We start from the raw sequence: 23,368 nt of genomic DNA on the forward strand, positions 1-23,368 counted from the left end.
TCTTTGCTTCCCAAGTCTGATCTAAAAACCAATTATATTCAGCCCAATGTCTCAATGTTATAAAATAGATAAAAGCTCAACCCCAACTCTTTAATTATGAATCTCCATCCCCTATTGAAAGTTGACATTTCTGAACTCAGCATTGCAGAACGTATCCAACTTGCTGAAGATTTATGGGACAGCATCTTAGAACAGCAAGAGGAACTTCCCTTGAGTCAAGCACAACAACAAGAATTAGATCGACGGTTAGAAAATTATAAAAAAAACCCTACAAATGGTTCTAGCTGGGAAGACGTTAAAAAACGGTTAGGATTCTCCAATGAACTATAACCTGATTATTCAGCCAGAAGCAGAATACGATATCCAGAATGGTTTTGAGTGGTACGAATCCCAAAATCCAGGTTTAGGGTCGGAATTTGTTCGTGCTGTTGATGCTTGTCTGTCAGGAATTGGAAGACAACCCCTTGCTTACCAAGTTATCTACAAACACGTAAGAAGAGTATTAATCCGCCGATTCCCTTATGTAATTCTCTACGTTTTTGACCAAGACACTGTTTTTGTATTTGCTTGCTTCCATGCAAAACGTGATCCAAAACAGTGGTTAGATAGAATTGAATAAAATTTCACTTATTCCTAAAGCACCTTATATCAAAGCATATCCCGTAAAAATTATCAATTTATGTACTGTAGATTTTGCTTTTATTGATTATACCCAATCAAAAGTTTTAGTAACCGCCTTCTTCCAAAGCCAATAACAACCTTCCCTCTCCACAGCATCCATCTTCGGTTTCCAAGTCTGATCTAAAAGCCAATTATCAGATAATTCCTCCAAACTACTCCAGAAACCAGTCGCCAACCCAGCAGCATAAGCTGCCCCTAACGCTGTAGTTTCTGCTACCTGGGGACGAATCACTGGCACACCTAACACATCGCTTTGAAATTGCATCAACAGGTTGTTATAAACCATCCCACCATCTACCTTCAAAGCCGTTAAATTTACCTGCGCGTCTTCTCTCATCGCATCCAAAACTTCACGAGTCTGCCATGCTGTAGCTTCCAACACCGCACGGGCAATATGACCTTTATTGGTGTAGCTAGTCATCCCCACAATTACACCTTTAGCATCATTGCGCCAATAGGGAGCAAATAATCCAGAAAAAGCAGGGACAAAATAAACACCGCCGTTATCTGTAACTGTACTCGCTAAAGTTTCTACCTCTGCACTGCTTTGAATTAATCCCAAGTTGTCACGCAACCATTGAACCAAAGCACCTGCGATCGCAATACTCCCTTCCAAAGCATAAACCGCCGGAGTATCACCCAACTTGTAAGCTACCGTTGTCAATAAACCATGTTGGGAAACCACCTTTTCCTGACCAGTATTCAACAACATAAAACAACCAGTACCATAAGTGTTTTTAACGTCACCCACCTGAAAACAAGTTTGTCCAATTAATGCGGCTTGTTGATCACCTAAATCAGCAGCAATGGGAACTCCTGCCAAAATACCCGTAGCTTGACCATAAATAGCCGATGAAGGGCGAATTTCTGGGAGCATTTGCCGAGGAATACCCATAATTTCCACAATTTCTGGTTCCCAGTCCAGAGAACTCAAATTCATTAGCAAAGTCCGACTGGCATTGGTAACATCAGTAATATGCAAACCGCCTTCTGTACCACCTGTTAAATGCCAAATCAAAAAAGTGTCAATTGTGCCAAAAAGAGCATTACCATTTGCAGCTGCGGCTTTTAATCCTGGTATGTTTTCCAGTAACCACTTAATTTTGGGGGCGCTGAAATAGGTAGTCAGTGGTAAACCTGTTGTGGCGCGAAAACGGTCTATTCCACCATCTGCTGCTAGTTGATTACAGATATAGTCAGTTCTGGTATCTTGCCAGACAATGGCATTGTAGTAAGGTTCGCCTGTTTGCTTATCCCAAACTACTACTGTTTCCCGCTGATTCGTAATGCCAATCGCTGTAATCTCAGCAACAGTAATATTACTCTGCTCTAAAGCATCTTTAATTACAGTTTGAGTACATGACCAAATTTCCTTGGGGTCGTGTTCTACCCAACCTGGCTGGGGATAAATCTGCTGATGTTCTTTTTGGGCATAGCCAACAATTTTACCCTTCTTGTCAAAGATGATAAAGCGGGTGCTGGTCGTTCCTTGGTCAATTGCAGCGACGTATTTGGTCATGAGTTTATGTTGCTTGGCTATGCACTGGTGAATAATATCAAAGTTCCCAATCTTGAGGTTGTGGTATTTGGCTATGGTTGGGTTGCGTTTTGTTGTCAATTAACAGCTTATTCCAACCCACTTGACCAGGAGAAACTCGTTTGGCCTGTGGTAGTTCAGCCAATATCTCAGATACCAAGTCCTCATTATCTTTAACCGCGATGATCACTGTATCAAGTGAGCGTAAAAATTCTAAAGGTATTTGAGAGCGATTGTTTGCGGTAGTGTGCAAAGCATTATTAACACTGGACAAAGTGCGATCGCTCGGCGCTGCTGCAAGCAGTTCGCTTGTGGCATTATACTCTCTCTCTATGCCCATACTCCAATACAATGTCGGTTGCCGCTTTCTTTTGTCAATAGTTGATTCTAAGGTAATAACAGAAAGAACTTCGATGGGGTCACTGAGTAACACTGCTCTTGTGACTGTGGTATCCGTAGCAATCCAAAAACTACCATTTTTCGTAGGTTCAGAGTTGAGAGGAATAGCAGTGAAGTCACCTGTTGGTTCTAGCTGCTTGGCTTGAGTGGGAATATCATCAAGTGTGCGTTCTACAAATACTGGTTGACCTGTTTTACTGGGATATAGCCAACCTTTTTGATACAGTTCTGTGAGCAGAGAATTGGGTAAATTGTACTGCTGGTGTAAATTTAGCCGTATTTGTTCCCAGTTTGCGGGTTCTGGTGTAGGTAAAGAATTTGGTTGCCTGATAGGTGGTGTTGAATGGTCAACTGTTTGTGCTGTTAGTCGTTGGATACGCTCATCATCTTGTTTTGCTCCCACTGTTGATGTTGAATGGTCAACAGTTTGTTGGATTTGAAGATGTTTGTCATTGTGTTTTTGAGCAACTGTTGGTGTGGAATTTTCAACAGGTTGCCCGATTTCAATGTGTTTCTTATCCAGTGGTGAAGCAACTTTTATTGTGCTATTTTCAACATTTGCCTCAATTTGAAAGCTTTGCTCGTCCTGGTTTGGCTGATTGGATGTAACATTTTCAATATTTCGCTCTGTCAGTTTTTGGATGAGTTGATCATCCCGCTTAGGAATATAGGTGACACCTAGATGTTTTTGTAAACCGGGAAAAGTATATGCTTTACCAAGATGCGTCCCACTGAAAGCCACGCCATCAAGTTGGTAACTAATGCCTTTGACTTTGCCTGTGCGAGTGTAACCAACGCAGACATTAATACCTTGTTGTTGCGATCGCTTGATAAACTCTGGCATAGTTGGGCGGTCATGGGTTGCTGCATCGAGCGATGGCAAAGCCCGCTGTAGACATCGCTGAAGTCTCACCCTAACGCTTTCTTCTCCAGTTATAGCAAGTTGTCTGCGTTCCCCAGTAGTAGGACTGCGGTTTTCCTTTCTCTTACTTGGTTCTACTGATTGCAAATTATATTCTTTCTCTAACTTGCGAATTACTGCTTCACTTCTGGGATAGTCCCAGCTATCGGAAACTGTAGTTCCATCTAAGCGAATGCGATTGGCAACAATATGTGCATGATCATGAGTCCGGTCAGTGTGTCGCACTACGATATATTGGTTCATGGTAAAGCCCATTGCTTGCAGATATTTCTGGGCGATTTCATGCCAAGTGTCATCATCTAAACTCTCATTGTGGGGCAAGCTGAGAGAAACATGATAAACATTTCTAGTAACTTTTGGGTTAATGCGTGTAGAAAATTGCAACTCAGCAGCTAATGAACGTGGGGTTGTTTCGTCCATATTGCCACCAATTTGTCTTGCTCCTTCCTTGCCAAAAAGGTATTTGAGCAATTTGATAAAACTTTTACCTTTAACCTGTTTACCAATCAATTTTCCTCGTCTTGTAAATCAGTGATTAAATCAACTTCCGTAATTTCTCGCCGCACTTGTTTGACAAATCAATCTTCCTCGTCTTGTAAATCAGTGATTAAATCAACTTCCGTAATCTCTCGCCGCACCTGTTTCACCAAATCTCTTACCTGTTCCAACAATCCTCTATCAACAACCACTGGCTCACCCATGAGTACCGATGTATTGATAGCTTTAGCTATTTGGTTGAGGTTATTGCCTATTTTCCCCAATTCCCAGTAAGTTTGACCTGCTACTTTGGTGACACGCCTGGGTAATCTATTTTTGATAGTCTTAGCACGGAATAACTCTGCCATCGTCAAGCTATTTTCTGCTGCCATTTGTCGCACCTGTTCTTTCTCTTGCGGTGTGAGGCAGATATGAAATCTAATTGTGCGCTCTTTTTGAGGCATGGCTTAATTTATTGCAAAGATTATGTTTTATTTCCAGTTTGAAATATTTAAGTAAATTAGTCATTAACCAAATGGCTATTTTCGATTTGAATTTGACATCCAGCATTGAGAGTGAATGCAAGTTCTATGAATTTTGATTTTTTTCGTATATTGAGAGTGAAGGCAAGTCCTGTGAGTTTTGATTTTTTTCGTATATTGAAAGTGAAAGCAAGTTCTGTGAGTTTTGATTTTTTTCGTATCATCTTCCCCTCCGTCACGGTGGTTAACCTACTGAGGTAGGGGAACCGTGAAAGGAGGGCAAGTCTGTCGCTGCTTCCCTGAAAAGTACAAAATTTTTGCATCCTAGAGATGCACATTGCGACATGGCTTGCTATGCTCCAAACGTTTTTTTAGTCTGCTCAAATCAAAAATATGAGTGGAGTTTCAGTGGAGTACCAATGGAGTAGGAGTGGAGTTTCACTGCCAAAATTATTATCAACAAGCTTTTTTATTGACAGTTTCTAACTATACAAACAGCAGACAATGGCGTTTGAATGGAGTTTTACTGGAGTTTTAATGGCGGTTGAGTGTAATTCCAGTGGAGTTCTACTGGAGTACCAGTGGCGTTGCATTGCCATACTTTTAGAACTGGATCAAATTAACAGAAAAGCCAAGAATTGAACAACGATTGTGAAAAAAATAACCAACTGGCTAAAATTTGCAGCAAAAAAATAGTCAATAGAGTGATGTTCATAAGCAATATTTGGATTTAAGTTAAAAGCAGCTTTTACGTATAACCACAGCTAATGTCAATGTCAAACCTGATTGTTAGTTTTGACCCTGGTGCTTCCTTGACCAAGATTGTTTACGAACTAGCAACTGAAGGCAAACCATGTTTAATGACAATGGAACCAGAAATGCTGAAGTTGCCCCAAAGTTCGATTGACGCTTATATGTCAAGTCGCAAGGGTCTGGAATCTTCTAAACCAGTAGATGAAGCTTGGGTGTCTTGTGCGGTAGATGGTGATACACAATGTACAGTAGTTGGATTCCTGGCACGTCAGTTTTCAGCATCCGCCAGACTAGATAAACTCAAGTACGAAACTTCAATTGACAAAGCTCTAGCAGTAATTGGTGCGATCGCCTGCGGCAGTGTGCAAAGCAAAATCACTTCCAGCACGGCGCAAAGTGCGATAGGGAAGCGCGACCTAGCGATCGCCTCCGGCAGCGAGCGGAGCGTAATCGCTCAACACAATAAACTGCCCAACAAATTCTCATTATCACTGACCTCACTACTACCCTATGGCGAATATCAGAATCGTCAAGCCTTTGAAGAACAGTTACGGGTGGCACTCAAAGATTTTAAATTTCGGGGTCAAAGATTGCGGGTAAAACTGGAACGATTCGAGTGTCTGCCTGAAGGTGCGGGATTAGCCATGATTCGTCAACGCCAGAATGGGAAAGAATGGTTTAACTCCCAAACCATTGCCGTGCTGATGTTTGGGCATCGCAATACCAGTCTGCTCTTATTTGAACGAGGGAAGATGACAGCGGGTTACACCAATGGGTTGGGTTTCCACCAAATGGTAAAGCGGGTAATTGAACGCACCTCTGGACAGGATGCCACTACTTTAACTGCTGCTATCTATGCAGCTGGTGCAGATATTACAGCAGATAACCAAGCAATTCGCGCTTTGGTAAAAAGCAGAGACGCAAAAAACATTGATTATGAGTTGCAGATGATTGTTAATGCCATTGCGACTGCTAAATCTGAGTATTGGTCTAGGCTTTATGATTGGCTGGAATCAACTTTACCTGCGGTCAACGAAGTGATTTTGAGTGGTGGTGCAGCTTTGTACTTAGAACAAGAATTACAAGAATGTTTTCAAGAAATTCCCACTTATTGGGGTACGGATTTACAGCAGCAGGTGCAAGCAGCTTTCAAGAATGCCAATAATGATTATTACCATAGTTTCCGAGAACAAGAAGCTTTGTCCTTTAGGTTAATTGATGCTTTTGGCTTGTTTATGCGATTTAGAGCGCAAATGGAGAAAGTGGCATAAATATGACTAATAATAAATTACCTAAAAATCATGACCCTAATAGACAACACAACAGACAAAAGGAAGATTTTAGTTTTCGATATCGTCCTCTGGCAAATACTGTAGATGGGAAACTAATTGCATATTTACAACAGGGAAATAAAGCACAAACTGGTAAAGAAATGGTATTACAAGCAATTAGAATATGCTGGTTGCCATTAGCATACAAAGCCCAAGTAAATACAGGTGTAGGTATTAGTGATCAAGAAGTGCATCGCATAGGGTTGATTTGTTGTCATGCCCTAGAGCAACATTTAGCTTATTTGCGAATGGAATTGGGATTACCACACAAATCAAGTGATGTTTTAGCTGTACCTATAAGTACGATGACTAATCCTCAGACACTAGCTACTATGTTCGGTTCAAATGCTGGTAATTTCAGTAGTAATGATAATAGTCTTAGCCAAGACCAAGGTAATAGTAATCAGGCAAATAATCAAATTAATTCTGATTCTTTTATTCCTGGGAAAGGGTCTTTTTATGATGACGATAATGATATGTTCACAGATATTTAAGCATCTATAGGACTCTATTTAATTTCTGAACTGTTTTTCAGACAAAACCCTGTTTGGATAAAGATTTCAATCTCAGTATATTTTCAAAATTCAACCCAGATTCCTATATAAATGCACAGTTAATCAAATCACAAAGGAGAGAATAAGATGGCTACAATTCACTTCATTGATGGTGAAAAAGGTGGTGTTGGTAAGTCTTTGTTTGCCAGAGTCATGGTGCAATACTGCATTGACAATAAATTACTTTATGAGTTGGTGGAAGCTGACCAAAGTAATCCAGACGTAGGTGCATTTTACCCAGACAATCATAAAACAGCCATTTTTAGTGAATCAGAGCGCAAAGCTTACGAAGCTGATGAAATCTTTAATTTGGCACTGACAAATTCTGTAATTGTCAATTTACCTGCTCAAGTCTACCCAGCCGTAACTGATTGGATTGAGCGTAATCAAATTCTAGAAATTACTGGCAAAAATAAAGTCAAGATAAATAAATGGTTTGTTTGTAGTGGAGGATATGATAGTGTGCAGTTATTTATGCAATCTCTTCAAAGATTTGAAAAAAATATTAAACATATATTTGTCCGTAACTTTGGTTTATGCGATGATTGGAAACACATAGATGGACGTGAAGATTTACAGGATTTAATTAAGGCTTATAAAGTAGCAGTCATTGACTTTCCCAAGTTTAGTTATCGAGAACGGGATCTCCTTGATGCCCATCGGATAAATTTTTCTCAGGCTAAAGATTATGGAGAATTAGGAATATTAGGTAAGCAGAGACTGCACAGTTTTCTCAAAAAAGCTTGTGAGGAAATTGAAAAAGCTAAAATTTGGCATCTACCAGCAGCTTCAATTACTCCACCCTCAGAAAAAGCTGATAGTGCTAATACTAATGGCAAAGTCGCTACCAAGAAATAAGGTAATCATTGCAAGACGTTAGTAGTAAGAGTGCTTTTAGCCCCACTTTCAATTATTTAAAATTTTTGAATACAGGTATCTCTAAATCTTCGCTTGCTGACGGCTGAATTCTTAGGAAGTAATCTACTTAAAAGCCAATAAAGGTATGAGAAATTATCACCCGGAAGAACTCGATTTAGATGATGATTTTTTGGATTCAGTCGCTGCTAGAGGTAAAGGTTTAAGCCGGATTCCTTACCCTACTTTACTAGATTTAGCCATTCGTGGTAAGGATGATGCTTTTAAAGCGAGGGTTTGGGAAATAGTTGTTCAAACCGGACTAGACCCTGATGATCCAGCATTTCTGATGATGATTGCGACTGGCAGACTACAAGTGCTGTTAGAAGACAGTCCTCAAGAAATGGAGACAATGTTTGACCAGTGGCAAACGCAACTTTATGAGCATCTGCAAAGCTATGAAAAAGCAGCAGTCAAAGGACAGCAGAAAGCGATCGCTCACGCAGTCACAACATTAATCAAGCATACAGAATTTGAGCGTGCCATTCATTCAGTTCCATCATTAATTGTAGCTGGAATACTCTTATTGATTACCGCAGGAGTGGGTGGAGTTCTCAGTGTGTGGGGAATGCTTTGGTATCAATCTAGCAATTTAGACCCAACTGGTTCACGCCAACTGACTCAACAAGAAGCTAATGCCTTGGAATGGGCAACCACTAATGAAGGCAAGTTTGCTCGTAATTTCATGGAATGGAATCGAGATTTATTGAGTCGAGATAGTGCTGGTCAATTGACTTGTACTAAGGAAGTAAAACGCTTGGGAGTAACTCTAGAAATGGGAGCAAGCAGCAAAAAAGCCGTATCAGGTTTTTGTACTCTTTGGGTGCAACCTCTTAATCAACGTAAGTTTGTTTCTCAATCAAAAAATTAGTTTTTATGTAAGCATTCAGCGATTCCTCTGTCAGCTAAGAGCAGGAAAACAGGAATCGCAAAGATTCAGAAGTGTTCATGTCAGTCAATTTACAACCTGGCGATTAATTCTCCGAAAGTTGTCTTTCAGCAGTGAAAGCTGACGGCTGAACCGTTCCCTATTCCCTCTGAAAGTATTGAAGCTATGTGCATTTAACCGGATTTGATATTAATTGTTGAATTCTAAAATAGGAGTGAAATCAATGATGAGCCGCAAACTTCGCGCAACGTGGCTATTAGTAATAGGAGGAATTTTAGCAGCTTGCACCAATGCAAGTGTTGATTCAAGCACTAATAGCCAAAGCATTGCCGCCAAAGCACAAACTCCCTCTATACCTGATTACCCACCAATGTATGATGTTGAGGTGAAAGTTTGTGGGAATATCATTGCTCCAGTTAAAGACGGTAAACGCTGTATCAAGGACAATCTGCGTTTGTGGGGACCAGTAGAAGCAGCAAAATTGGTGCGGACAGGTATTGCACTGCCATCAATGTCTGCTGTAGATCACAAATTAGCGATTAGTTCTAAAGGCTGTTATCCTGTTTATTCCCAACCTTCTGAACCACGGTTTTATTGGGCAGATATGCTTATTTATGTCAATAAGGGGAGAACAAAACCAACAATTGAAATTAACAAAACTCAACTGTCTAACCAGCAAATTTACGAGTTAATGACCAGTCAGTTTTCTACTCGAAGAATTGCCACATTTGGTGGTGTTGGTTGTGAACCTCTACCTGTGAAAAAAAAGTGATTTTTTCAGCAAGATAACTAGTTTTTACGGATCAGGGTGGGTGGGCAAAAAAGTTACCCCACTTAAATGTGGGGCTGCTGTTTTCAGAAGTCGATACTTAAGAAGCTTCAGCAAATCTAGCTGCGCGTCGTTGTTTGTGAGCCTTGCGTCGCTCGCGCACTGCGTCCAAATCTTTTAATCCATAGAAACGTTTAGCATAAGCTAATAATTCATTCATAGGAGTATCAGCATAGTCCTGACGAAATTCTGTGTTGTGTTCGTTCCAATCAAATTCTTGCTGATTAAACTGTGCTTTAGCAGCAAGTTCTCGTCCACTTTCTTCTCGCAAAACTTCCAGTACCATTAATCTTACTTTATCTTGATATCCCATAACTTTTTCCAAAGCTTTGGTTTCTTGCTGATTACGTTTCCGTTTGATTGGATTTTCCTTACCTTGATATTCCATAGCTTTTTCTAAAACTTTAGTTTGTTGCTGATCACGTTTCATAAAATTGTCCTTTGATTAACGAATTACTTACTTGTATCTCGCATAGATAGCATCGACAGATGCCTTCTGAATTAAAATTCACTTTTTGATTGCTGAAATTCAGTTGCAATTATTGTCTTCAATTCTGTTTGTTGTATTAGCTACGCACTCAAATAAAATGCCCCGACTCAGATAATTCGGGGCATAATAATTAATCTTCAAATTCTAAATCTTCGTCATCTCCATCCTGTTCAAAATCGTCATCTATCCAGTCATCTGAGTTATTACTTAAACCATTAAGTCCCGCCATGCGTTTAGAGCGAGCAGCTTTATGAGCAGCACGTCTATCTCGAATTTCATCCAGATTATTCAAGCCGTAAAGTTTGCGGGCATAATTCACCAATTCTTTCAATGGTGTGTTCATATAATCGTTACGAAACTGTGTGTTATGTTTTTCCCAATCAAACTCTTGTTCATTAAATCGGGCGGTAGCTGCTAATTCTCTGCCCGATTCTTCCCGTAATACCTCAATTATCATCAAGTGGACTTTTTCTTGATAAGTAATTACTTGCTCTAAAGCTGGAATGTGCTTTTTAGTTTTAGAGGATGTTTTAGTAATTTTGCGAGTCTTAAGCATGAGAATTACTCCTTGGTATTTTCTGTTTTTCTCATAAAAACCGCATCGAAAGATGCAATTCGCTGAAATTTCAGTTCGTTGATTCTTTACAAAGTTTTAGGAAATTCTGATTTTCCTGCATTATTTTGTTCAAATTAAATAAAAAAATAACCTGTATTGTTGGTAGCAATACATGGTTATTTGTGGTTATACTTCTGTCACTTATAGAGAATCAATTACTCGTCATCATCGTCTTCATCTAAATCGTCATCTTCTTCCAAGTCTTCGTCGAGTTCATCTTCATCATCGTCATCTTCATCCAAGTTCTCGTCAAGTTCGTCATCTAAATCATCCAGTTCTTCCTCTTCTTGTTCTTGGAATGAGTTGCGACGTTCTAGTGATGCACGGTTGAATTCGACTAAATCAGCTATTGCTTGCTCCGGATCTTTGCTGATTGTGTCGTACAGCATACTCATGAAAATGGCAACTACTTCTGGTGGATATTTGAGGGTATCTGGTTGTCCAAACAATTTAGGAAATAATTTGCTGTTCCATTTCTGCCAATCAAACTTTTTATTACCGCCTTTCTTTTTGACTTGAGCAGCAATATCAAGTCCGATTTTTTCACGGGCTGCATGACCAATTTTGGTAGAAATTCTTGAGTCCCGTAACTGTAATTTAATCCCGTATTCTTTGAAGATTAAATTCCGCAATTCTTTCAATAAGGCTAATGCTTCCTGTTGTGGTGAAGTATTAGTTGTTTTTGATTTAGTTGCGGTAGCTGTGTTATTTGTTTTTGCTGGTGCTTTACCATTAGCTGTATGGCGAGTATTGCCGTTAGTACGAGTTTTGGCGATTGCCATTTAACTTTCCTCCTTTAAGAAAGTGAAATTTTCACCTCCTTGCCGCAATCGCGGCTTTCATCTCCATTTTCTTCCAATTTCATAATTGAGATTTCCAATCTATCTTTCCTGTGATAACTATTTAAGCTTGCAAATGTCCAAATAAACAAGCAGATTATTCTGGTGATATAGCAATCCGATTTGAGTTATCATAGCTGGCGAGGCGTAGCCATACTGAATCATAAAACAAGCAACAAAAGGCATTCACATTTTATTTAGAATTACTATAGCAATTCCCATTTAAGTGACGTATGAGCAAAAAGAATTAACCGCAGATGGAAAAGGATGAGCGCAGATAAACACAGATAAATTTGTACCCCGTTAGACCAGGAAATGCTATATGTGCTTATTCATAGTTAATAAAGCAGTAAAAAAATGCAAAGTTAAACAGGAGCAACAAGAGCGAATACTGACGAATATATTTGCGTAATCTCCTCTTTGCTTCCCTTTAAAATCGAGCATTTTGAGGATAATTATGATATGAATGCCATGCTAACCGAATTTACCCTCGCCAACTTTAAAAGTTACAGTACAAGCGGAACTGTGAGCAGTTCGGCAGGCTCAATGTCCCACCTGTCGAAAAGCCGATTGCCTCTAGGATCTTTGACTGTCCTAATAGGAGCTAATGCCGCAGGTAAAAGTAACGCCCTCGAAGGTTTGCGCTTTCTGTCATGGCTGGCACAAGGGCAAAAACTCTCCAGCATTCAATATGCGGTGAATAGTGCAGAACGTGTTGTACGCGGTCGAGTCAATGATTTGTGTCATCGGGGAGAATCAAGTTTTACTATCGGTTGCCGTTTAGACTCAACAGAGTGGAACGAACTCAATATAACCCTCAATGTGCGTGATGGAGAACTGCACATCAGTAGAGAGCGAATTGTTGACTCAACAAATCCAGTTCCGCTATATGAGCTAAATCAGCCTTCTGAAGGGATAAATACTGATGTTAGTGTCGCGTATAACAATTTTACCAAAGGAAAGAACAAGCCACGAATAACGTGCAGTGATCAAATGGCTATCTTTGTGCAATTAGACAGCCCTGCCCGTTTTGATGCCAAATATGAAAATTCCCAAAAGATAATTCCAGAGACAGTCCGCGAATATCAACGAGTCTTACAGAATATCCTGTTTCTAGATCCCGTTCCCGCCAAAATGCGCGAGTACAGCTTCAAATCTGATAAGCGATTACAAGAAGATGGTACTAATCTGTCCAGCGTTCTCTATCGCTTGTGGGAGAACCAACCCGAAAATCAACAGGCAATTCTCAACTTTATCCAGAGTTTACCAGAACAGGCTATAGATGGGCTAGATTTCCTTATTGGTCCACGGGATGAAGTCATGGTGCGACTAGCGGAAACTTTTGGTAATACCCGTCGCTATTGTGAAGCCGCATTGTTATCAGATGGCACATTGCGGGTGTTAGCGATCGCATCTGCTATGCTATCGGCAACTGAAGGAAGTTTAGTAGTTATCGAAGAAATTGATAACGGTGTTCATCCCAACCGTGCCAAGCATCTACTGTCTAGCATCCGAGATATTGCCGAGCGGCGTAAATTACGAGTGCTGCTTTCCACACACAACCCAGCCCTAATGGATGCTTTACCGGATGCGGCTTTAGGTGATGTAGTCTTTTGTTACCGAGATCCAGAGGAAGGGAATCAAGGAAATAGTCGCCTGATCAGGCTTGGGGATATGTACGATTTCCCCAGTCTCATATCGCAAGGACCATTGGGACAACTGGTAACTGCTGGGGTAGTGGATAGGTTCGTTAAGTCACCCCACACACCTGAAGACAGAAAACAGCAAGCTCTGGCCTGGCTGTCTCGTTTGCAGGAGTACGACAATGAGTAGTATTTGCCTGATTGATACCAGCATATTCCTGGAAATACTCAACGTTCCTAACTATAATCAACATAGAGCATTAGTTCTCGAAGATTTTCAGACCTATGCTCAATCGGGCTGTACTTTTTTGTTGCCTATGGCGACCATTCTCGAAACAGGCAACCATATTGCCCAAAACGGCGACGGCACAATGCGAAGAACAACAGCCCTACGTTTTGTTAAAGAAGTTAAAGAAGCATTTACAGGCGTAGCTCCCTGGAGACCTACTACATTTCCAAACACCGCAGAGATAATGTTGTGGATTGACCAGTTCCCGGAGTTGGCAGGCAAAAACAAAGCCCCTGATAAACAAGAAGGAACAAGCTTCGGGGATCTCAGCATTATTGAAGAATTTAATAAATCGTGTAAACTTTTCCCCATGAGTGAAGTGTTGATTTGGTCGCTAGACAGAGATTTACAGAACTATCACCAAACGCCAACATGAGCCAGTAGTAGACTAGCACTAGCAAAGGAGGTAGTATGGCAACAATTACGATTCGCAATATAATCTGATGAGTTGCTTGAGCGCATTAAACGCTTGGCAACACAAAAGGGGGTTTCGATGGAGCAAGAAGTCCGCGATTTGTTGCAAAAACTTTATGGGCAAAGGGATGACGTGCTTGCTCGTATTCGTCAACAAGCAGAGGTTTTACCGATGGAAGCAGAAAGTCGGGTGTAGTCTTGGCAGGGACGGAAAAATTGCAAGCAATGCGGAAATAATTGTATTTGTTAAGATTAAATTAACTTTGGCTGATGATAAAAGATGATGAAAAGTATTCATGAAATTCGGGAAGTTTTATCACTACAAAAGCAATCTCTCTGTGAAATTTATCAAATTACAGAAATTGGGATTTTTGGTTCTTATGCTAGGGGTGAGGAGACGGAAGTAAGTGATATAGATATTTTGGTTGATTATGAAACAGTGCCGACTTTTATAATGTTGGTGGAATTTAGAGATTATTTAAGTCAGTTGTTTGGCTTAAAAGTGGATGTTGTTACTAAGAACGGGCTTAAACCACGGATTCGTGAGTGTGTTTTGGCTGAGGCAGTTTATATATAATTTATATTACTGAGAGCGAAAAATTATGCAAATTACTTTAGACATACCTGATGAAATGGCGCGAAATTTAGAATCTCGTAAGGAAGATTTACCCCAAATTTTGGCTTTAGGATTGCGAGAAATTAGTGCTAATCCGGCGACGGGTTTTTCTGGACTAACTGAAGTTTTAGAGTTTTTGGCAAAGTTACCATCTCCTCAAGAAATTTTAACTCTCCGTCTTTCGCCTATGGTTCAGGCTGAAATTGAATCTCTTTTAGACAAAAATCGTAATCAAGGTTTGGATGAAAGGGATTTGTGTCTTTGGCAACATTATGAGTTTATTGAGCATTTAGTGCGTCTTGCTAAAGCTCAAGCTCTGCTCAAGTTACAACAAGGTGCATGAGTAAAACTTATATTCCTAGCAATTTACGACAAATTGTATTTGAACGCGCTCAGGGGTGTTGTGAGTATTGTTTAATTCCAGAGATGTTGGTTTTGGCTACTCATCAGATTGATCATGTGATTGCAGAAAAACATGATGGTGCAACGGTGTTAGAAAATTTGGCGCTGTCCTGTTCGCTATGTAATCAGGCTAAAGGTAGTGATATTGCTTCAATTGATCCAGAATCTGGTGATACGGTGAGACTTTATCATCCGAGAAAGGATAATTGGAGTGAGCATTTTTTGTTTGATGTAGAAAGCGGTATGATTCAGCCTTTAACGCCAATTGGGCGGGTGACTGTTAAGTTATTGCGGGTGAATCGTGTGGAGTATCTGCCTGTCCGTAAGATAATTGCTCAATTGGAATTAAATAAAAATGAATGAATTAGAGAATATGCTGATATATAAATATTGGCAGGTTGATGTGGCGGTTGTATGGGCTACGGTTCAGCTTTTTTTACCATCACTAAAAGCAGTATATTTAATCTGATTATCTACAACAACAAAGGCTTCACTGACTGCTAGTAAATATCTAATCGCAAAACGTACCCTAATGCGGAGATTAGCCCGCTCTGTCGTTAAAATGACTGCGCTATATTCCTCAATGTATGCATTAGAGCAATTGAGTAAAAGTTGCTCAATTTCATCTAAATACGCTTGGATAAGTTTACGTGGCATCTTGGAGTTTGCTGGTTATTTCTTGATGTAAAGCTAGATAATGCTGATAATTTCCTGCCCATTCGACAAACACTTCATCGTCAGAAGTTTCTCCTTGGCTATATTTGTCAAAAAATCTTCTGAACTCATTTGGTACTTGATTTCATAAACATTTAACTGTTTAGTAAGGGCAATCAACGCATCTAGTGGAGATGTATATTCGATAATTTGTTTACGCATTTATTTATCTGTTTAATTTGATTAACTTCATCATATTCTAAATCTAGTGCCGAATGCCTGGCTTTACGCCTGATTCTACGTTGCGCTAAATGTATCGCTATTGCTCAAATAAAAAACATAGCCCACTGGTCACTAATAATTGTCCATAAGGCTAAGGCATCAGTAATCAATTTACTCTACAAGGAGGAAGTATGTTGTTCAAACAAGATTAATGAAGTTGACAGATTGGACTGCCTTAGCTAACCAAAATACGGCAATTGTGGCTGTGGAATATCATACCCCTGACAGAATGCAGATTTTACAGCAATTTTACTATTGGGGTGAGGAACGGTCTTTGTCAGTCTTTCTCTGGAATCCCGGTTACTGCGAACTACAGCAATTAATTCAGCACCAAGGTCAGTACATCTTACAGTCAACTGATAGGGGTAACAATAAGGATATTCTTCAGTATCTTTTGTCAGACTATCAACCAGGTATTTATTTGTTGGAGGGGATGCTCAACGAAGAAGATGGTAGCCAAATCAGTCAAAAACTTAGCTATCAATTACTGAATGCTTATCATCAAGCCTTGTGGAGTCAGCAAGATATTTACTGGGTATTACTGGAAACTTACGTTCAACTACCTCTAGAATTACAGCCTTTTATTCCGGTGTTGTCTAATCCACTGCCAAATCAAGAGCAGGTGCAATTAATTGTACAGCAGTTTTTTGATAATTGTTTGCACTCGGCTTTAGGTAATGGCTATCCTTACTCAAACACAAATTCAACAAACCAAGCACTGCAATTGCTGATTCGTGCCTGTCAAGGTTTACCCAGAGGCGAGATAAATCTGCTACTGAAACAATGTTTAGGTTTTGCTTTGCAGCTTGAGGATATCGCCCAATTAGTTCTGGATCATAAAGTTAATAAATTAAAGGGACGGGGTTTAGAGTACATTGCCCAACCGGATATCCCCTCATCTGCGGGGTTAGATTTACTGGAAACAAGGCTGGCAACTATTACCTGTCTGCTACAACCAGAAGCACAAAAATATAACTTGCAGTTTCCCACGGGAATGTTGTTATGGGGACCACCAGGAACAGGTAAAAGTTTATCTGCCAAGTTAGCTGCCAAGAAAATGGGCTTGCCACTGTTAGCCGCTAATTGGGGTGTACTATTGGGTAGCCCTCATCCTGACCGAGTTTTAAAGGAATTTATCGCTTTGGTAACATCCCTTGCTCCCTGCGTTCTCTACTGGGATGATTTTGATAAGGGTTTTGCTGGCTGGGACTCGAATGCAGATGGAGGTATAGCCCGGCGTTTGTCTGCGGGATTGTTAACTTGGATGCAGGAACATCAAGAGCCTGTTTATACGATTGCTACTATCAACCGTCTAGAAATGTTACCTGCGGAATTAGTACGTCGTTTTGATGATATCTTTTTTGTAGATTTACCCCATGAGGGGGCAAGATACGAAGTTTTCAATTTACATTTAGCTAAGTATTTTTCAGCTTTTTCAGGTAATGATTCGCCTTGGAGTGATGAGCAATGGCGGAGGCTGTTGGCTGAGTATAGGATTTGCACTCCAGCCGAAATTGGTAATGCTGTGCGTCGTTGTGCTGAGAACGCTTTTGCTCAAGGTAGAGCAGGACTAGTGTGTTAATTCTGTGAATCCTTTACCCATAAGACTTCATGCAGGTTCTGTGTCAGAAATATTCGCGGATTTAAGGTTTCGTCTTTGGGAGAGCATGGAAGAACCAAAAATAGATTCAGTCCAAGAAATAACATCTATAAAACGAATAGATTCCATTGCCTGTTTTACGAAATTTGTCGTAATTTTGAGCGTAAAGAGAGGAATCAATAAAATACTAGCACCAATATCTTTAAGAGGTCGTCTAGCTGCAAAGAATTTATATTTACCGAACAGGGATTCAATAACATCACTAGTAACAAGTAGAATTTGACCTACCGGAATTTGATTAGTTTCAAATGTTAAATATTCAATAATTTTTTCATGAAATTTTTGTCCTCTTGGAGTCAAAGAATCAACAGAGATAGTTTTCAACCATTCTTCTAGAGATTCAGAATGTAAACCTTGAGTTTTTAGTTGTTTTTGCACAGAATGAATTTGAGTAAATATTTCGGTATACGTATCAATATCTTGTTCATAATTAAAGAGCCAACCAAATTTCTTATAAAAACTTCTCCGTCCTAAATCAGAATATTGACAAATAATTTCTTCATGAACAACGCACAATTCTTTTCCTAAATGTTTCCTAAGAGCTTCAGTAAATTTATGACGGTTATCATAAACTAATGGTGTGAGATTTTTGAGAATATTGAAAATATCTACATCCAAAGTAAAGCTTAGTAAAAATAGTGCTTCATTGTCTAAACTATAGGTAGTGCTAATTTGAGAAAAATCTTGATGTTTTTCATATTCTATGACTTTTATTGCCCATTCTATCAAAACATCAACGTTATGATAACGAGCCTTAGTTCTTTGTTTAGGAGGGATAAGAAAATATAATTTTGTCTGTTGAACTTTTTGACGAGTCAAGCTGCATTGTCGCAGAAAGGTTTTAAAGTTATCATCTGGTAATAGCTTTTTTTTAAGGAGATTAGCCATTTTATGGGTAATATCATAAGTAAGAATAACTCCCGGATTCTCTTCTTTATATAAATTTATTCCTTTCTTGATATCACTTCCCCAGTCTGATATTATTTGTACAGGTGTTCCTACACATTCGGCTAATTTTTTTAACTTTTCTAATATCACCGTACCAGGTGATTTATCCATGATTTCTAAACTGAGGACCTCGACATCTTCATGTTGTAAACTTCTCACCTCTTCCTTAACAATTCGGGTAAATTTTTCTTGAGATATACCTAAAATAACTAAACATTTGGCTGCTCCTAACTCTATGGTCATATCTAAAATAAATATCCAATCCCTCCGATATTCTTTCTGACGATTAAACTCATACAATCCCAAGCGTAATGACCATTGTCGTATCGTATTAAAATTAGGTGTTGAAAATATCCAATGTTCTGTTAATATTTCAAAATTTCTTTCAATCCCTCTCAGGCTATTTAAGCCTGTTATTAAGAATTTAATTGCTGTTTCTATGACACAAACTAAATAACTATGCCCTTTGGGTCTTAACTCTTCTAGCTCTTGATTTCTTAATTCGTTTGCATGATTATTTTGTTTTTTTAATTTGTCAAATTCAGTTTTTTTTTCAAATTTTCTAATTCTTGTTCCAATTGCTCTTTTTGCTGCTGTGCTGATAGTGCTTTCGATTTCCAAAGGTCTCGACTTGCACTTAAGTCTCTGATCTTGATTTCCATTCCTCTCATTTTTTTCTGTTTTTCTGCGGCTCTTTTTCTCCACTGTTCTCGACCTTTTTGAAATAGCCGGACTAATCGGCTTTCTGAACTTTTAAATCCTTCCATTCCCCTATTACCTTCATTCTGCTTGTTTTGCTTCCCTAAAACCTTTTTATGGGCTTTCAGGCATTCTTTTTTTCTATCACACTTTCTGCATGAAGGAAATCCCTGCTTTGCCTGTCAAAATTAACACACTAGAGCAGGACAGATTTTGTTTGAGGATTTGTTAAGACAGCGATCGCTATTTACTCCGGCTATGGAGCGAGAATCAGAACAAATGCAAGCTATTCGCAATCAGGCTATTTATGCTCAACCTGTGTCAAGTCAGGATGTTTCACGGTTTGCTTATCAGCATCGGGAATTATTCGAGTAAGAGGGGAAAGGGGGTATTAATCGGAGATTTTATCGTATAAAAGATAAGAGTCACTTATTTTGTATTGTAAGCTTGTATTACAATGTAATTTACAGCATAATACAAGTGAACAGATCAGTTAATGGTTTCAAGCGTGGCACAACTAAACATTCAAATACCGGATGAACTGGCTCACCGTTTAGAACCTTTGCACAGTCGCTTACCTGAATTGCTTTGGCTATTATTGGGTAGTGAACCTCAACAAACAAGTGAGCAGTCTCAAGTTGATACAGCAACGGAAGAAATTCCCGAAGTTTACCAGGAAGTGCTAGATTTCTTGGTTAAACGTCCCACATCGGCAGAAATTATTGCTTTTAAAGTCTCACCTAATACTCAAAGACGACTGCAATCTTTATTAGAAAAAAACCGTTTTGGTACAATTACTCCCATAGAAATTGCAGAATTAGATGTTTACGAGCAATTAGAACATATGATGATTTTGCTAAAGGTACGTGCAATGAAAAATTAATTAAAGAAAATGCCTTCTAATTCAATTTCTACAGAACTTAGGAAGCTAGTTGTAAATAGAGCTTCAGGACGGTGTGAATATTGCTTACTGCACCAGGATTATTCGATTTATACTCACGAAGTAGATCATATTATCGCTGTTAAACATGGAGGTGAAACCGCGCCGGAAAACCTAGCACTTTCATGTCTATCATGCAATCGTCATAAAGGTTCTGATTTCGCTACTATCGATGCAGCTACAGGAGAAATTGTCCCATTGTTTAACCCACGCCGTCAAATTTGGGAAGACCATTTCTATTTTGGAGGTGCGAGAATTGAGGGAAAAACACAGATGGGAAAAGCCACTACCAGATTACTTCAATTTAATATTCCCAATCGGGTATTAGAAAGGAAAGTGTTAATGAGCCAAGAAAAATATCCGTAAGTGTTAATTACATGACAGATAGAGTCAGGATTAAATTGAGTTTTAATGGATGGTTTAAATCGAGTATTTACATTTTTTTTAAATCGATTTGACTAGTGCTAATGAAAAATCACATCATTTTCCAAAAATCTCCAGTTTTATTCCAAATTAAGGACTAACACTATTGATTCAATTTATTGAATAAAAAATTATGAAAAGTGCCGAATTACCACCAATTAAATTAATTCCAATTGAAGATACCGGAGTTATAAGAAAACCAAAAGGCAATAAAATAAGTGCAAAAACCACCGCACCAACTGATATTCGTTTTGTCAAGGTACAGGAGTTTTTACGCAGCAACAACCTTGCGCCTAACAGCCGTAAGCTTTACGAACGAGAACTGAAGAGGTTTTTAGCTTGGACAGAACTGCACTATCATGATCTGCGTCCACGTCATTTTGGGCAGTATAAAGAGTACCTGAGGGATAATGTACGTACTGATACTGGTAAACCTCTTGCTAAAAGCAGTATGAATGCGGGGATTGCGGCTCTCAAAAGCTTTTTTAAGTGGATGTGTTATACGTATCCTGATATCATCGCTACCAATCCGACAATAGGCATCAAACTAGAAAAAGTACCTCTACCACCTGCTCAAAGTTTAACGCCAGAACAAATGCAACGGGTATGGTCAGCGTTGGAGTTGCTGGGAGAGACAAAGCAACGAGATACGGCGCTGGTTCACATTCTCAGTCATGGACTGCGGGCTGGGGAAGTTGTACAGTTAAATGCTGGGTCTTTTGATGGCAAGCTGCTATTTTTACCGGATACGAAAACTAACGAACCGCGCTTAGTACCGTTGCGTCAAGACAGTCGGGAGGTAGTTACAGAGTATTTGCAATGGCGAGAACAACAGGGAGAGGTTTTGACTAGCCTGAGTCCATTGATGATTTCACACCATGCTTCATATCAAGGCGAACGTTTGAGTTATCACGGTATTTACTTTGCTATCGAAAAAATAGGGGAAATTGCTGAAGTTGAGGGTTTGCATCCTCACTCTTTTCGTCATACCTATGCGACTGATTTATTACTGTTGGGTATTGATCCTACCCATGCTAGGAAGCTGACAGGACATCAAAGCGAGAGAGCATTTCGACGCTATACACTGCGTAGTGAACAAGAAGCGGCGATTTCTGCTTATTATCGCGCAATTGGCGAAGAAACAGAAGTAGAGTAAACGATGCCAAAACCGCTAGACCCTAAATGTCAGCTATGCGCTAAATTACCAACTTCTAAAGCAAAAGTACTGCATGGAACAGAAGGGGATGGATGTTGGAATCCTCAAGTTTGTCACAATCGCCGTTCTTTTTACCGCCACCGAACTGAGGATAATTCAGCAGAAATTGATGCGATAACAGTTGAGCCACCTACAACATATTTTGCGGTGCTATATCTATATAAGGAATCGGGAGATAAGCCATTACACGCCTTGGGTGCAGAACTGTGGCTGGGACAAAAACCAATTTGTCGGTTGGAACCCATTCACTGTTTTGGATTAACAGCTGGCAAGATCCGCACCTATACTGATCAGGTATTACAGGCTTTTGCTCAACAATACAGTATCCCACTATATCAATATAAGGATATGTTTGAGGTTAGCCCAAACCATTGTCCAGTCCGCCCCTGTCCATTACATCCAGAGTCATAAAGATGGCCATATACCGCCAATTAACAATCTGGGATATCTTGGATGAGTTGTCAGAAGCTCCAGCGACATCTTCATTGGTTACGGTGTGGAATTGTTTGGATGCAGAACTGCATGATTTACCTGTAGAAGCACAGTTATCAAACGCAGCACTGGCTTTTACTCAAATTGCAGATATTCTCAAAGTTCGCGCTGAGTCACTGTTACAGGATGTACGTGACCAAAATCATCCAGATGGACCCGTTATCAGTAACGATATATTTGCTGGCTTGGTGCGAACGACGATGCAGTTGGATTTGGATGATTTGATTGAAACCCCACTACCACAAACTTTTCAGCCACATGGACGGCATCAGTTTTCTTATACTGGTGAATCAGGTGATTCAATGGTAGCACCTGTGGAGAAGGCGCAAGTGTTGGCAATGTTGGAAGAGGTGACGAGTTTAGAGGATGTTTATAATTTGGCTAGTGATGAAGATGTGCAAAAATGGCAGAGTGCGATCGCTCACTATCTTGCACAGATCAAAGGTGAAATTTCTTTAACTAAACTTCAACGTATGTTACAGATGCCAATGGTGGAGGTGTGGCTGGGATTGTTGCTGGGTGAGTTTGTCTTGGAGCAACGCGGCGATTTTTATTACAGCCAAAATATCTGGATCATTAATCACTAGTTAAGCCACACCAAGACATAAACCCGGTCTAAGTTGAAATTCGTAGTTTTTTCTATAGCAAAATCTCCAGTTTCCAAGATGGACGAGGTATAACAGTTATAAATCAAAATCAAGGGTGAATGTTTCGCCATCAGCATCTTGGGGATTTTCCGGTGGTGATGGAGTTGAAAGGGGCTGGTCTTGTGGGCTTTGGTTTGTAGCAATCGGGGTGAAAGCTGGGGTATGTGTAACTACTTGTTGCATGGGGAATGCACCCTTTTTGAAAGCAAAATAGCAATCAATGATAAAGTAAAGCGTCTCTAGGTAACTTTTATCTAGTTGCTGTGATTCGGCGAATATACGTTCTCGGTAGCTATCTTTAATCCGAACTTTTTCCGGTGTCATTGGCT

Annotated in this window: 31 protein-coding genes; 21 read left to right on the top strand and 10 right to left on the bottom strand. The window is 39.7% G+C overall.

Annotated elements, in window-relative coordinates; genetic code table 11:
- The first annotated feature begins 96 nt into the window (after positions 1 to 96).
- Together VB713_RS23120 and VB713_RS23125 are read left to right on the top strand one after the other, a co-directional pair.
- A complete protein-coding gene (locus VB713_RS23120) occupies positions 97 to 330 on the top strand; it encodes an addiction module protein (protein WP_323313853.1) in 234 nt (77 codons plus the stop codon).
- Positions 320 to 619 carry a type II toxin-antitoxin system RelE/ParE family toxin gene (locus tag VB713_RS23125; protein ID WP_323313854.1) on the top strand — a complete coding sequence of 100 codons (300 nt, stop codon included), beginning with the start codon at positions 320 to 322 and terminating at the stop codon, positions 617 to 619. Before VB713_RS23120 ends, VB713_RS23125 begins: the two co-directional genes overlap by 11 nt.
- Before the next feature lie 87 nt (positions 620 to 706).
- On the opposite strand, the gene glpK is transcribed toward VB713_RS23125, so the two are convergent.
- The 3 genes from glpK to VB713_RS23140 all read right to left on the bottom strand — a co-directional run bounded on the left by glpK (position 707) and on the right by VB713_RS23140 (position 4,480).
- Positions 707 to 2,200: a glycerol kinase GlpK gene (gene glpK, locus VB713_RS23130; RefSeq protein ID WP_323313855.1), complete on the bottom strand. Its 1,494-nt coding sequence runs from the start codon at positions 2,198 to 2,200 to the stop codon at positions 707 to 709.
- A 37-nt stretch (positions 2,201 to 2,237) separates the two neighbouring features.
- Positions 2,238 to 4,049, bottom strand: coding sequence for a relaxase/mobilization nuclease domain-containing protein (locus VB713_RS23135; protein ID WP_323313856.1), 1,812 nt, complete (start codon positions 4,047 to 4,049; stop codon positions 2,238 to 2,240).
- A 68-nt stretch (positions 4,050 to 4,117) separates the two neighbouring features.
- Positions 4,118 to 4,480 carry a plasmid mobilization protein gene (locus VB713_RS23140; RefSeq protein ID WP_168540162.1) on the bottom strand — a complete coding sequence of 121 codons (363 nt, stop codon included), beginning with the start codon at positions 4,478 to 4,480 and terminating at the stop codon, positions 4,118 to 4,120.
- A 791-nt stretch (positions 4,481 to 5,271) separates the two neighbouring features.
- Between VB713_RS23140 and VB713_RS23145 the strand changes: the two genes are divergently transcribed.
- The 5 genes from VB713_RS23145 to VB713_RS23165 all read left to right on the top strand — a co-directional run bounded on the left by VB713_RS23145 (position 5,272) and on the right by VB713_RS23165 (position 9,712).
- Positions 5,272 to 6,522 (top strand): ParM/StbA family protein, encoded by a 1,251-nt coding sequence (locus tag VB713_RS23145; protein WP_323313857.1) that lies wholly within the window; start codon positions 5,272 to 5,274, stop codon positions 6,520 to 6,522.
- Positions 6,523 to 6,524: 2 nt separating this feature from the next.
- Positions 6,525 to 7,076, top strand: a complete 552-nt coding sequence (locus tag VB713_RS23150) for a hypothetical protein (protein WP_323313858.1) — start codon at positions 6,525 to 6,527, stop codon at positions 7,074 to 7,076.
- A gap of 147 nt (positions 7,077 to 7,223) precedes the next feature.
- Positions 7,224 to 7,994 carry a mobilization protein gene (locus VB713_RS23155; RefSeq protein WP_323313859.1) on the top strand — a complete coding sequence of 257 codons (771 nt, stop codon included), beginning with the start codon at positions 7,224 to 7,226 and terminating at the stop codon, positions 7,992 to 7,994.
- 145 nt (positions 7,995 to 8,139) lie between these two features.
- Entirely contained in the window at positions 8,140 to 8,922 is a 783-nt protein-coding gene (locus VB713_RS23160; protein WP_323313860.1) for a DUF6753 family protein, read from the top strand.
- A gap of 241 nt (positions 8,923 to 9,163) precedes the next feature.
- Positions 9,164 to 9,712 (top strand): hypothetical protein, encoded by a 549-nt coding sequence (locus VB713_RS23165; RefSeq protein WP_323313861.1) that lies wholly within the window; start codon positions 9,164 to 9,166, stop codon positions 9,710 to 9,712.
- 97 nt (positions 9,713 to 9,809) lie between these two features.
- Here VB713_RS23165 and VB713_RS23170 read toward each other — a convergent pair whose 3' ends face one another.
- The 3 genes from VB713_RS23170 to VB713_RS23180 form a co-directional block, all read right to left on the bottom strand.
- Positions 9,810 to 10,199 carry a hypothetical protein gene (locus tag VB713_RS23170; RefSeq protein ID WP_323313862.1) on the bottom strand — a complete coding sequence of 130 codons (390 nt, stop codon included), beginning with the start codon at positions 10,197 to 10,199 and terminating at the stop codon, positions 9,810 to 9,812.
- Between the two features lie 190 nt (positions 10,200 to 10,389).
- Positions 10,390 to 10,815 carry a hypothetical protein gene (locus VB713_RS23175; protein ID WP_323313863.1) on the bottom strand — a complete coding sequence of 142 codons (426 nt, stop codon included), beginning with the start codon at positions 10,813 to 10,815 and terminating at the stop codon, positions 10,390 to 10,392.
- Positions 10,816 to 11,030: 215 nt separating this feature from the next.
- Positions 11,031 to 11,657, bottom strand: a complete 627-nt coding sequence (locus tag VB713_RS23180) for a primosomal protein (protein ID WP_323313864.1) — start codon at positions 11,655 to 11,657, stop codon at positions 11,031 to 11,033.
- Between the two features lie 519 nt (positions 11,658 to 12,176).
- On the opposite strand from VB713_RS23180, the gene VB713_RS23185 reads away from it, so the two are divergent.
- The 7 genes from VB713_RS23185 to VB713_RS23215 all read left to right on the top strand — a co-directional run bounded on the left by VB713_RS23185 (position 12,177) and on the right by VB713_RS23215 (position 15,547).
- Positions 12,177 to 13,547, top strand: coding sequence for an ATP-binding protein (locus VB713_RS23185; protein ID WP_323313865.1), 1,371 nt, complete (start codon positions 12,177 to 12,179; stop codon positions 13,545 to 13,547).
- Positions 13,540 to 14,022, top strand: a complete 483-nt coding sequence (locus VB713_RS23190; protein WP_323313866.1) for a hypothetical protein — start codon at positions 13,540 to 13,542, stop codon at positions 14,020 to 14,022. The genes VB713_RS23185 and VB713_RS23190 overlap by 8 nt, the downstream gene beginning before the upstream one ends.
- A 93-nt stretch (positions 14,023 to 14,115) precedes the next feature.
- Complete coding sequence (locus VB713_RS23195; protein ID WP_323313867.1) at positions 14,116 to 14,256, top strand: hypothetical protein; 141 nt, start codon at positions 14,116 to 14,118, stop codon at positions 14,254 to 14,256.
- Positions 14,257 to 14,340: 84 nt separating this feature from the next.
- Complete coding sequence (locus VB713_RS23200; protein WP_323313868.1) at positions 14,341 to 14,637, top strand: nucleotidyltransferase family protein; 297 nt, start codon at positions 14,341 to 14,343, stop codon at positions 14,635 to 14,637.
- 25 nt (positions 14,638 to 14,662) lie between these two features.
- The gene (locus VB713_RS23205; RefSeq protein ID WP_323313869.1) at positions 14,663 to 15,019 is read left to right on the top strand and encodes a hypothetical protein; all 357 of its coding nucleotides are present in this window, start codon (positions 14,663 to 14,665) and stop codon (positions 15,017 to 15,019) included.
- Positions 15,016 to 15,441, top strand: coding sequence for an HNH endonuclease signature motif containing protein (locus tag VB713_RS23210; RefSeq protein ID WP_323313870.1), 426 nt, complete (start codon positions 15,016 to 15,018; stop codon positions 15,439 to 15,441). Before VB713_RS23205 ends, VB713_RS23210 begins: the two co-directional genes overlap by 4 nt.
- Positions 15,442 to 15,451: 10 nt before the next feature.
- Positions 15,452 to 15,547 (top strand): hypothetical protein, encoded by a 96-nt coding sequence (locus VB713_RS23215; RefSeq protein ID WP_323313885.1) that lies wholly within the window; start codon positions 15,452 to 15,454, stop codon positions 15,545 to 15,547.
- Here the strand turns inward: VB713_RS23215 and VB713_RS23220 are convergent.
- Both VB713_RS23220 and VB713_RS23225 read right to left on the bottom strand, forming a co-directional pair.
- The gene (locus VB713_RS23220) at positions 15,505 to 15,735 is read right to left on the bottom strand and encodes a hypothetical protein (protein ID WP_323313886.1); all 231 of its coding nucleotides are present in this window, start codon (positions 15,733 to 15,735) and stop codon (positions 15,505 to 15,507) included. The genes VB713_RS23215 and VB713_RS23220 overlap by 43 nt on opposite strands.
- 33 nt (positions 15,736 to 15,768) lie before the next feature.
- Positions 15,769 to 15,954, bottom strand: a complete 186-nt coding sequence (locus VB713_RS23225; protein WP_323313871.1) for a hypothetical protein — start codon at positions 15,952 to 15,954, stop codon at positions 15,769 to 15,771.
- 211 nt (positions 15,955 to 16,165) lie between these two features.
- Here VB713_RS23225 and VB713_RS23230 point away from each other — a divergent pair, with 211 nt between their 5' ends.
- A complete protein-coding gene (locus VB713_RS23230; RefSeq protein WP_323313872.1) occupies positions 16,166 to 17,596 on the top strand; it encodes an ATP-binding protein in 1,431 nt (476 codons plus the stop codon).
- 27 nt (positions 17,597 to 17,623) lie between these two features.
- Here the strand turns inward: VB713_RS23230 and VB713_RS23235 are convergent, their stop codons facing one another.
- On the bottom strand, positions 17,624 to 19,243 hold the full coding sequence (locus VB713_RS23235; RefSeq protein ID WP_323313873.1) for a hypothetical protein: 1,620 nt from the start codon (positions 19,241 to 19,243) through the stop codon (positions 17,624 to 17,626).
- Positions 19,244 to 19,534: 291 nt separating this feature from the next.
- On the opposite strand from VB713_RS23235, the gene VB713_RS23240 reads away from it, so the two are divergent.
- The 6 genes from VB713_RS23240 to VB713_RS23265 all read left to right on the top strand — a co-directional run bounded on the left by VB713_RS23240 (position 19,535) and on the right by VB713_RS23265 (position 22,979).
- Positions 19,535 to 19,696 (top strand): hypothetical protein, encoded by a 162-nt coding sequence (locus tag VB713_RS23240; RefSeq protein ID WP_323313874.1) that lies wholly within the window; start codon positions 19,535 to 19,537, stop codon positions 19,694 to 19,696.
- Between the two features lie 121 nt (positions 19,697 to 19,817).
- The gene (locus tag VB713_RS23245) at positions 19,818 to 20,204 is read left to right on the top strand and encodes a hypothetical protein (protein ID WP_015217659.1); all 387 of its coding nucleotides are present in this window, start codon (positions 19,818 to 19,820) and stop codon (positions 20,202 to 20,204) included.
- A gap of 9 nt (positions 20,205 to 20,213) precedes the next feature.
- Positions 20,214 to 20,627 (top strand): HNH endonuclease, encoded by a 414-nt coding sequence (locus tag VB713_RS23250; RefSeq protein ID WP_323313875.1) that lies wholly within the window; start codon positions 20,214 to 20,216, stop codon positions 20,625 to 20,627.
- Between the two features lie 190 nt (positions 20,628 to 20,817).
- Positions 20,818 to 21,840, top strand: coding sequence for a site-specific integrase (locus tag VB713_RS23255; protein WP_323313876.1), 1,023 nt, complete (start codon positions 20,818 to 20,820; stop codon positions 21,838 to 21,840).
- Between the two features lie 3 nt (positions 21,841 to 21,843).
- Positions 21,844 to 22,311: a hypothetical protein gene (locus tag VB713_RS23260; RefSeq protein ID WP_323313877.1), complete on the top strand. Its 468-nt coding sequence runs from the start codon at positions 21,844 to 21,846 to the stop codon at positions 22,309 to 22,311.
- Positions 22,312 to 22,313: 2 nt separating this feature from the next.
- Entirely contained in the window at positions 22,314 to 22,979 is a 666-nt protein-coding gene (locus VB713_RS23265) for a hypothetical protein (protein WP_323313878.1), read from the top strand.
- A 96-nt stretch (positions 22,980 to 23,075) separates the two neighbouring features.
- Here VB713_RS23265 and VB713_RS23270 read toward each other — a convergent pair whose 3' ends face one another.
- The gene (locus VB713_RS23270) at positions 23,076 to 23,363 is read right to left on the bottom strand and encodes a hypothetical protein (RefSeq protein ID WP_323313879.1); all 288 of its coding nucleotides are present in this window, start codon (positions 23,361 to 23,363) and stop codon (positions 23,076 to 23,078) included.
- Positions 23,364 to 23,368 lie beyond the last annotated feature (5 nt).

This window comes from Anabaena cylindrica UHCC 0172, from assembly GCF_034931625.1.
In the GTDB taxonomy this organism is placed as follows: Bacteria; Cyanobacteriota; Cyanobacteriia; order Cyanobacteriales; family Nostocaceae; genus Anabaena; species Anabaena cylindrica_A.

Coding starts and splice junctions, on each gene's coding strand:
- VB713_RS23120 (WP_323313853.1), top strand. CDS start 97: ATGAATCTCCATCCCCTATTGAAAGTTGACATTTCTGAACTCAGCATT.
- VB713_RS23125 (WP_323313854.1), top strand. CDS start 320: ATGAACTATAACCTGATTATTCAGCCAGAAGCAGAATACGATATCCAG.
- glpK (WP_323313855.1), bottom strand. CDS start 2,200: ATGACCAAATACGTCGCTGCAATTGACCAAGGAACGACCAGCACCCGC.
- VB713_RS23140 (WP_168540162.1), bottom strand. CDS start 4,480: ATGCCTCAAAAAGAGCGCACAATTAGATTTCATATCTGCCTCACACCG.
- VB713_RS23145 (WP_323313857.1), top strand. CDS start 5,272: ATGTCAAACCTGATTGTTAGTTTTGACCCTGGTGCTTCCTTGACCAAG.
- VB713_RS23150 (WP_323313858.1), top strand. CDS start 6,525: ATGACTAATAATAAATTACCTAAAAATCATGACCCTAATAGACAACAC.
- VB713_RS23155 (WP_323313859.1), top strand. CDS start 7,224: ATGGCTACAATTCACTTCATTGATGGTGAAAAAGGTGGTGTTGGTAAG.
- VB713_RS23160 (WP_323313860.1), top strand. CDS start 8,140: ATGAGAAATTATCACCCGGAAGAACTCGATTTAGATGATGATTTTTTG.
- VB713_RS23165 (WP_323313861.1), top strand. CDS start 9,164: ATGATGAGCCGCAAACTTCGCGCAACGTGGCTATTAGTAATAGGAGGA.
- VB713_RS23170 (WP_323313862.1), bottom strand. CDS start 10,199: ATGAAACGTGATCAGCAACAAACTAAAGTTTTAGAAAAAGCTATGGAA.
- VB713_RS23175 (WP_323313863.1), bottom strand. CDS start 10,815: ATGCTTAAGACTCGCAAAATTACTAAAACATCCTCTAAAACTAAAAAG.
- VB713_RS23180 (WP_323313864.1), bottom strand. CDS start 11,657: ATGGCAATCGCCAAAACTCGTACTAACGGCAATACTCGCCATACAGCT.
- VB713_RS23185 (WP_323313865.1), top strand. CDS start 12,177: ATGAATGCCATGCTAACCGAATTTACCCTCGCCAACTTTAAAAGTTAC.
- VB713_RS23190 (WP_323313866.1), top strand. CDS start 13,540: ATGAGTAGTATTTGCCTGATTGATACCAGCATATTCCTGGAAATACTC.
- VB713_RS23200 (WP_323313868.1), top strand. CDS start 14,341: ATGATGAAAAGTATTCATGAAATTCGGGAAGTTTTATCACTACAAAAG.
- VB713_RS23205 (WP_323313869.1), top strand. CDS start 14,663: ATGCAAATTACTTTAGACATACCTGATGAAATGGCGCGAAATTTAGAA.
- VB713_RS23210 (WP_323313870.1), top strand. CDS start 15,016: ATGAGTAAAACTTATATTCCTAGCAATTTACGACAAATTGTATTTGAA.
- VB713_RS23215 (WP_323313885.1), top strand. CDS start 15,452: ATGCTGATATATAAATATTGGCAGGTTGATGTGGCGGTTGTATGGGCT.
- VB713_RS23220 (WP_323313886.1), bottom strand. CDS start 15,735: ATGCCACGTAAACTTATCCAAGCGTATTTAGATGAAATTGAGCAACTT.
- VB713_RS23225 (WP_323313871.1), bottom strand. CDS start 15,954: ATGCGTAAACAAATTATCGAATATACATCTCCACTAGATGCGTTGATT.
- VB713_RS23230 (WP_323313872.1), top strand. CDS start 16,166: ATGAAGTTGACAGATTGGACTGCCTTAGCTAACCAAAATACGGCAATT.
- VB713_RS23245 (WP_015217659.1), top strand. CDS start 19,818: ATGGTTTCAAGCGTGGCACAACTAAACATTCAAATACCGGATGAACTG.
- VB713_RS23250 (WP_323313875.1), top strand. CDS start 20,214: ATGCCTTCTAATTCAATTTCTACAGAACTTAGGAAGCTAGTTGTAAAT.
- VB713_RS23255 (WP_323313876.1), top strand. CDS start 20,818: ATGAAAAGTGCCGAATTACCACCAATTAAATTAATTCCAATTGAAGAT.
- VB713_RS23260 (WP_323313877.1), top strand. CDS start 21,844: ATGCCAAAACCGCTAGACCCTAAATGTCAGCTATGCGCTAAATTACCA.
- VB713_RS23265 (WP_323313878.1), top strand. CDS start 22,314: ATGGCCATATACCGCCAATTAACAATCTGGGATATCTTGGATGAGTTG.
- VB713_RS23270 (WP_323313879.1), bottom strand. CDS start 23,363: ATGACACCGGAAAAAGTTCGGATTAAAGATAGCTACCGAGAACGTATA.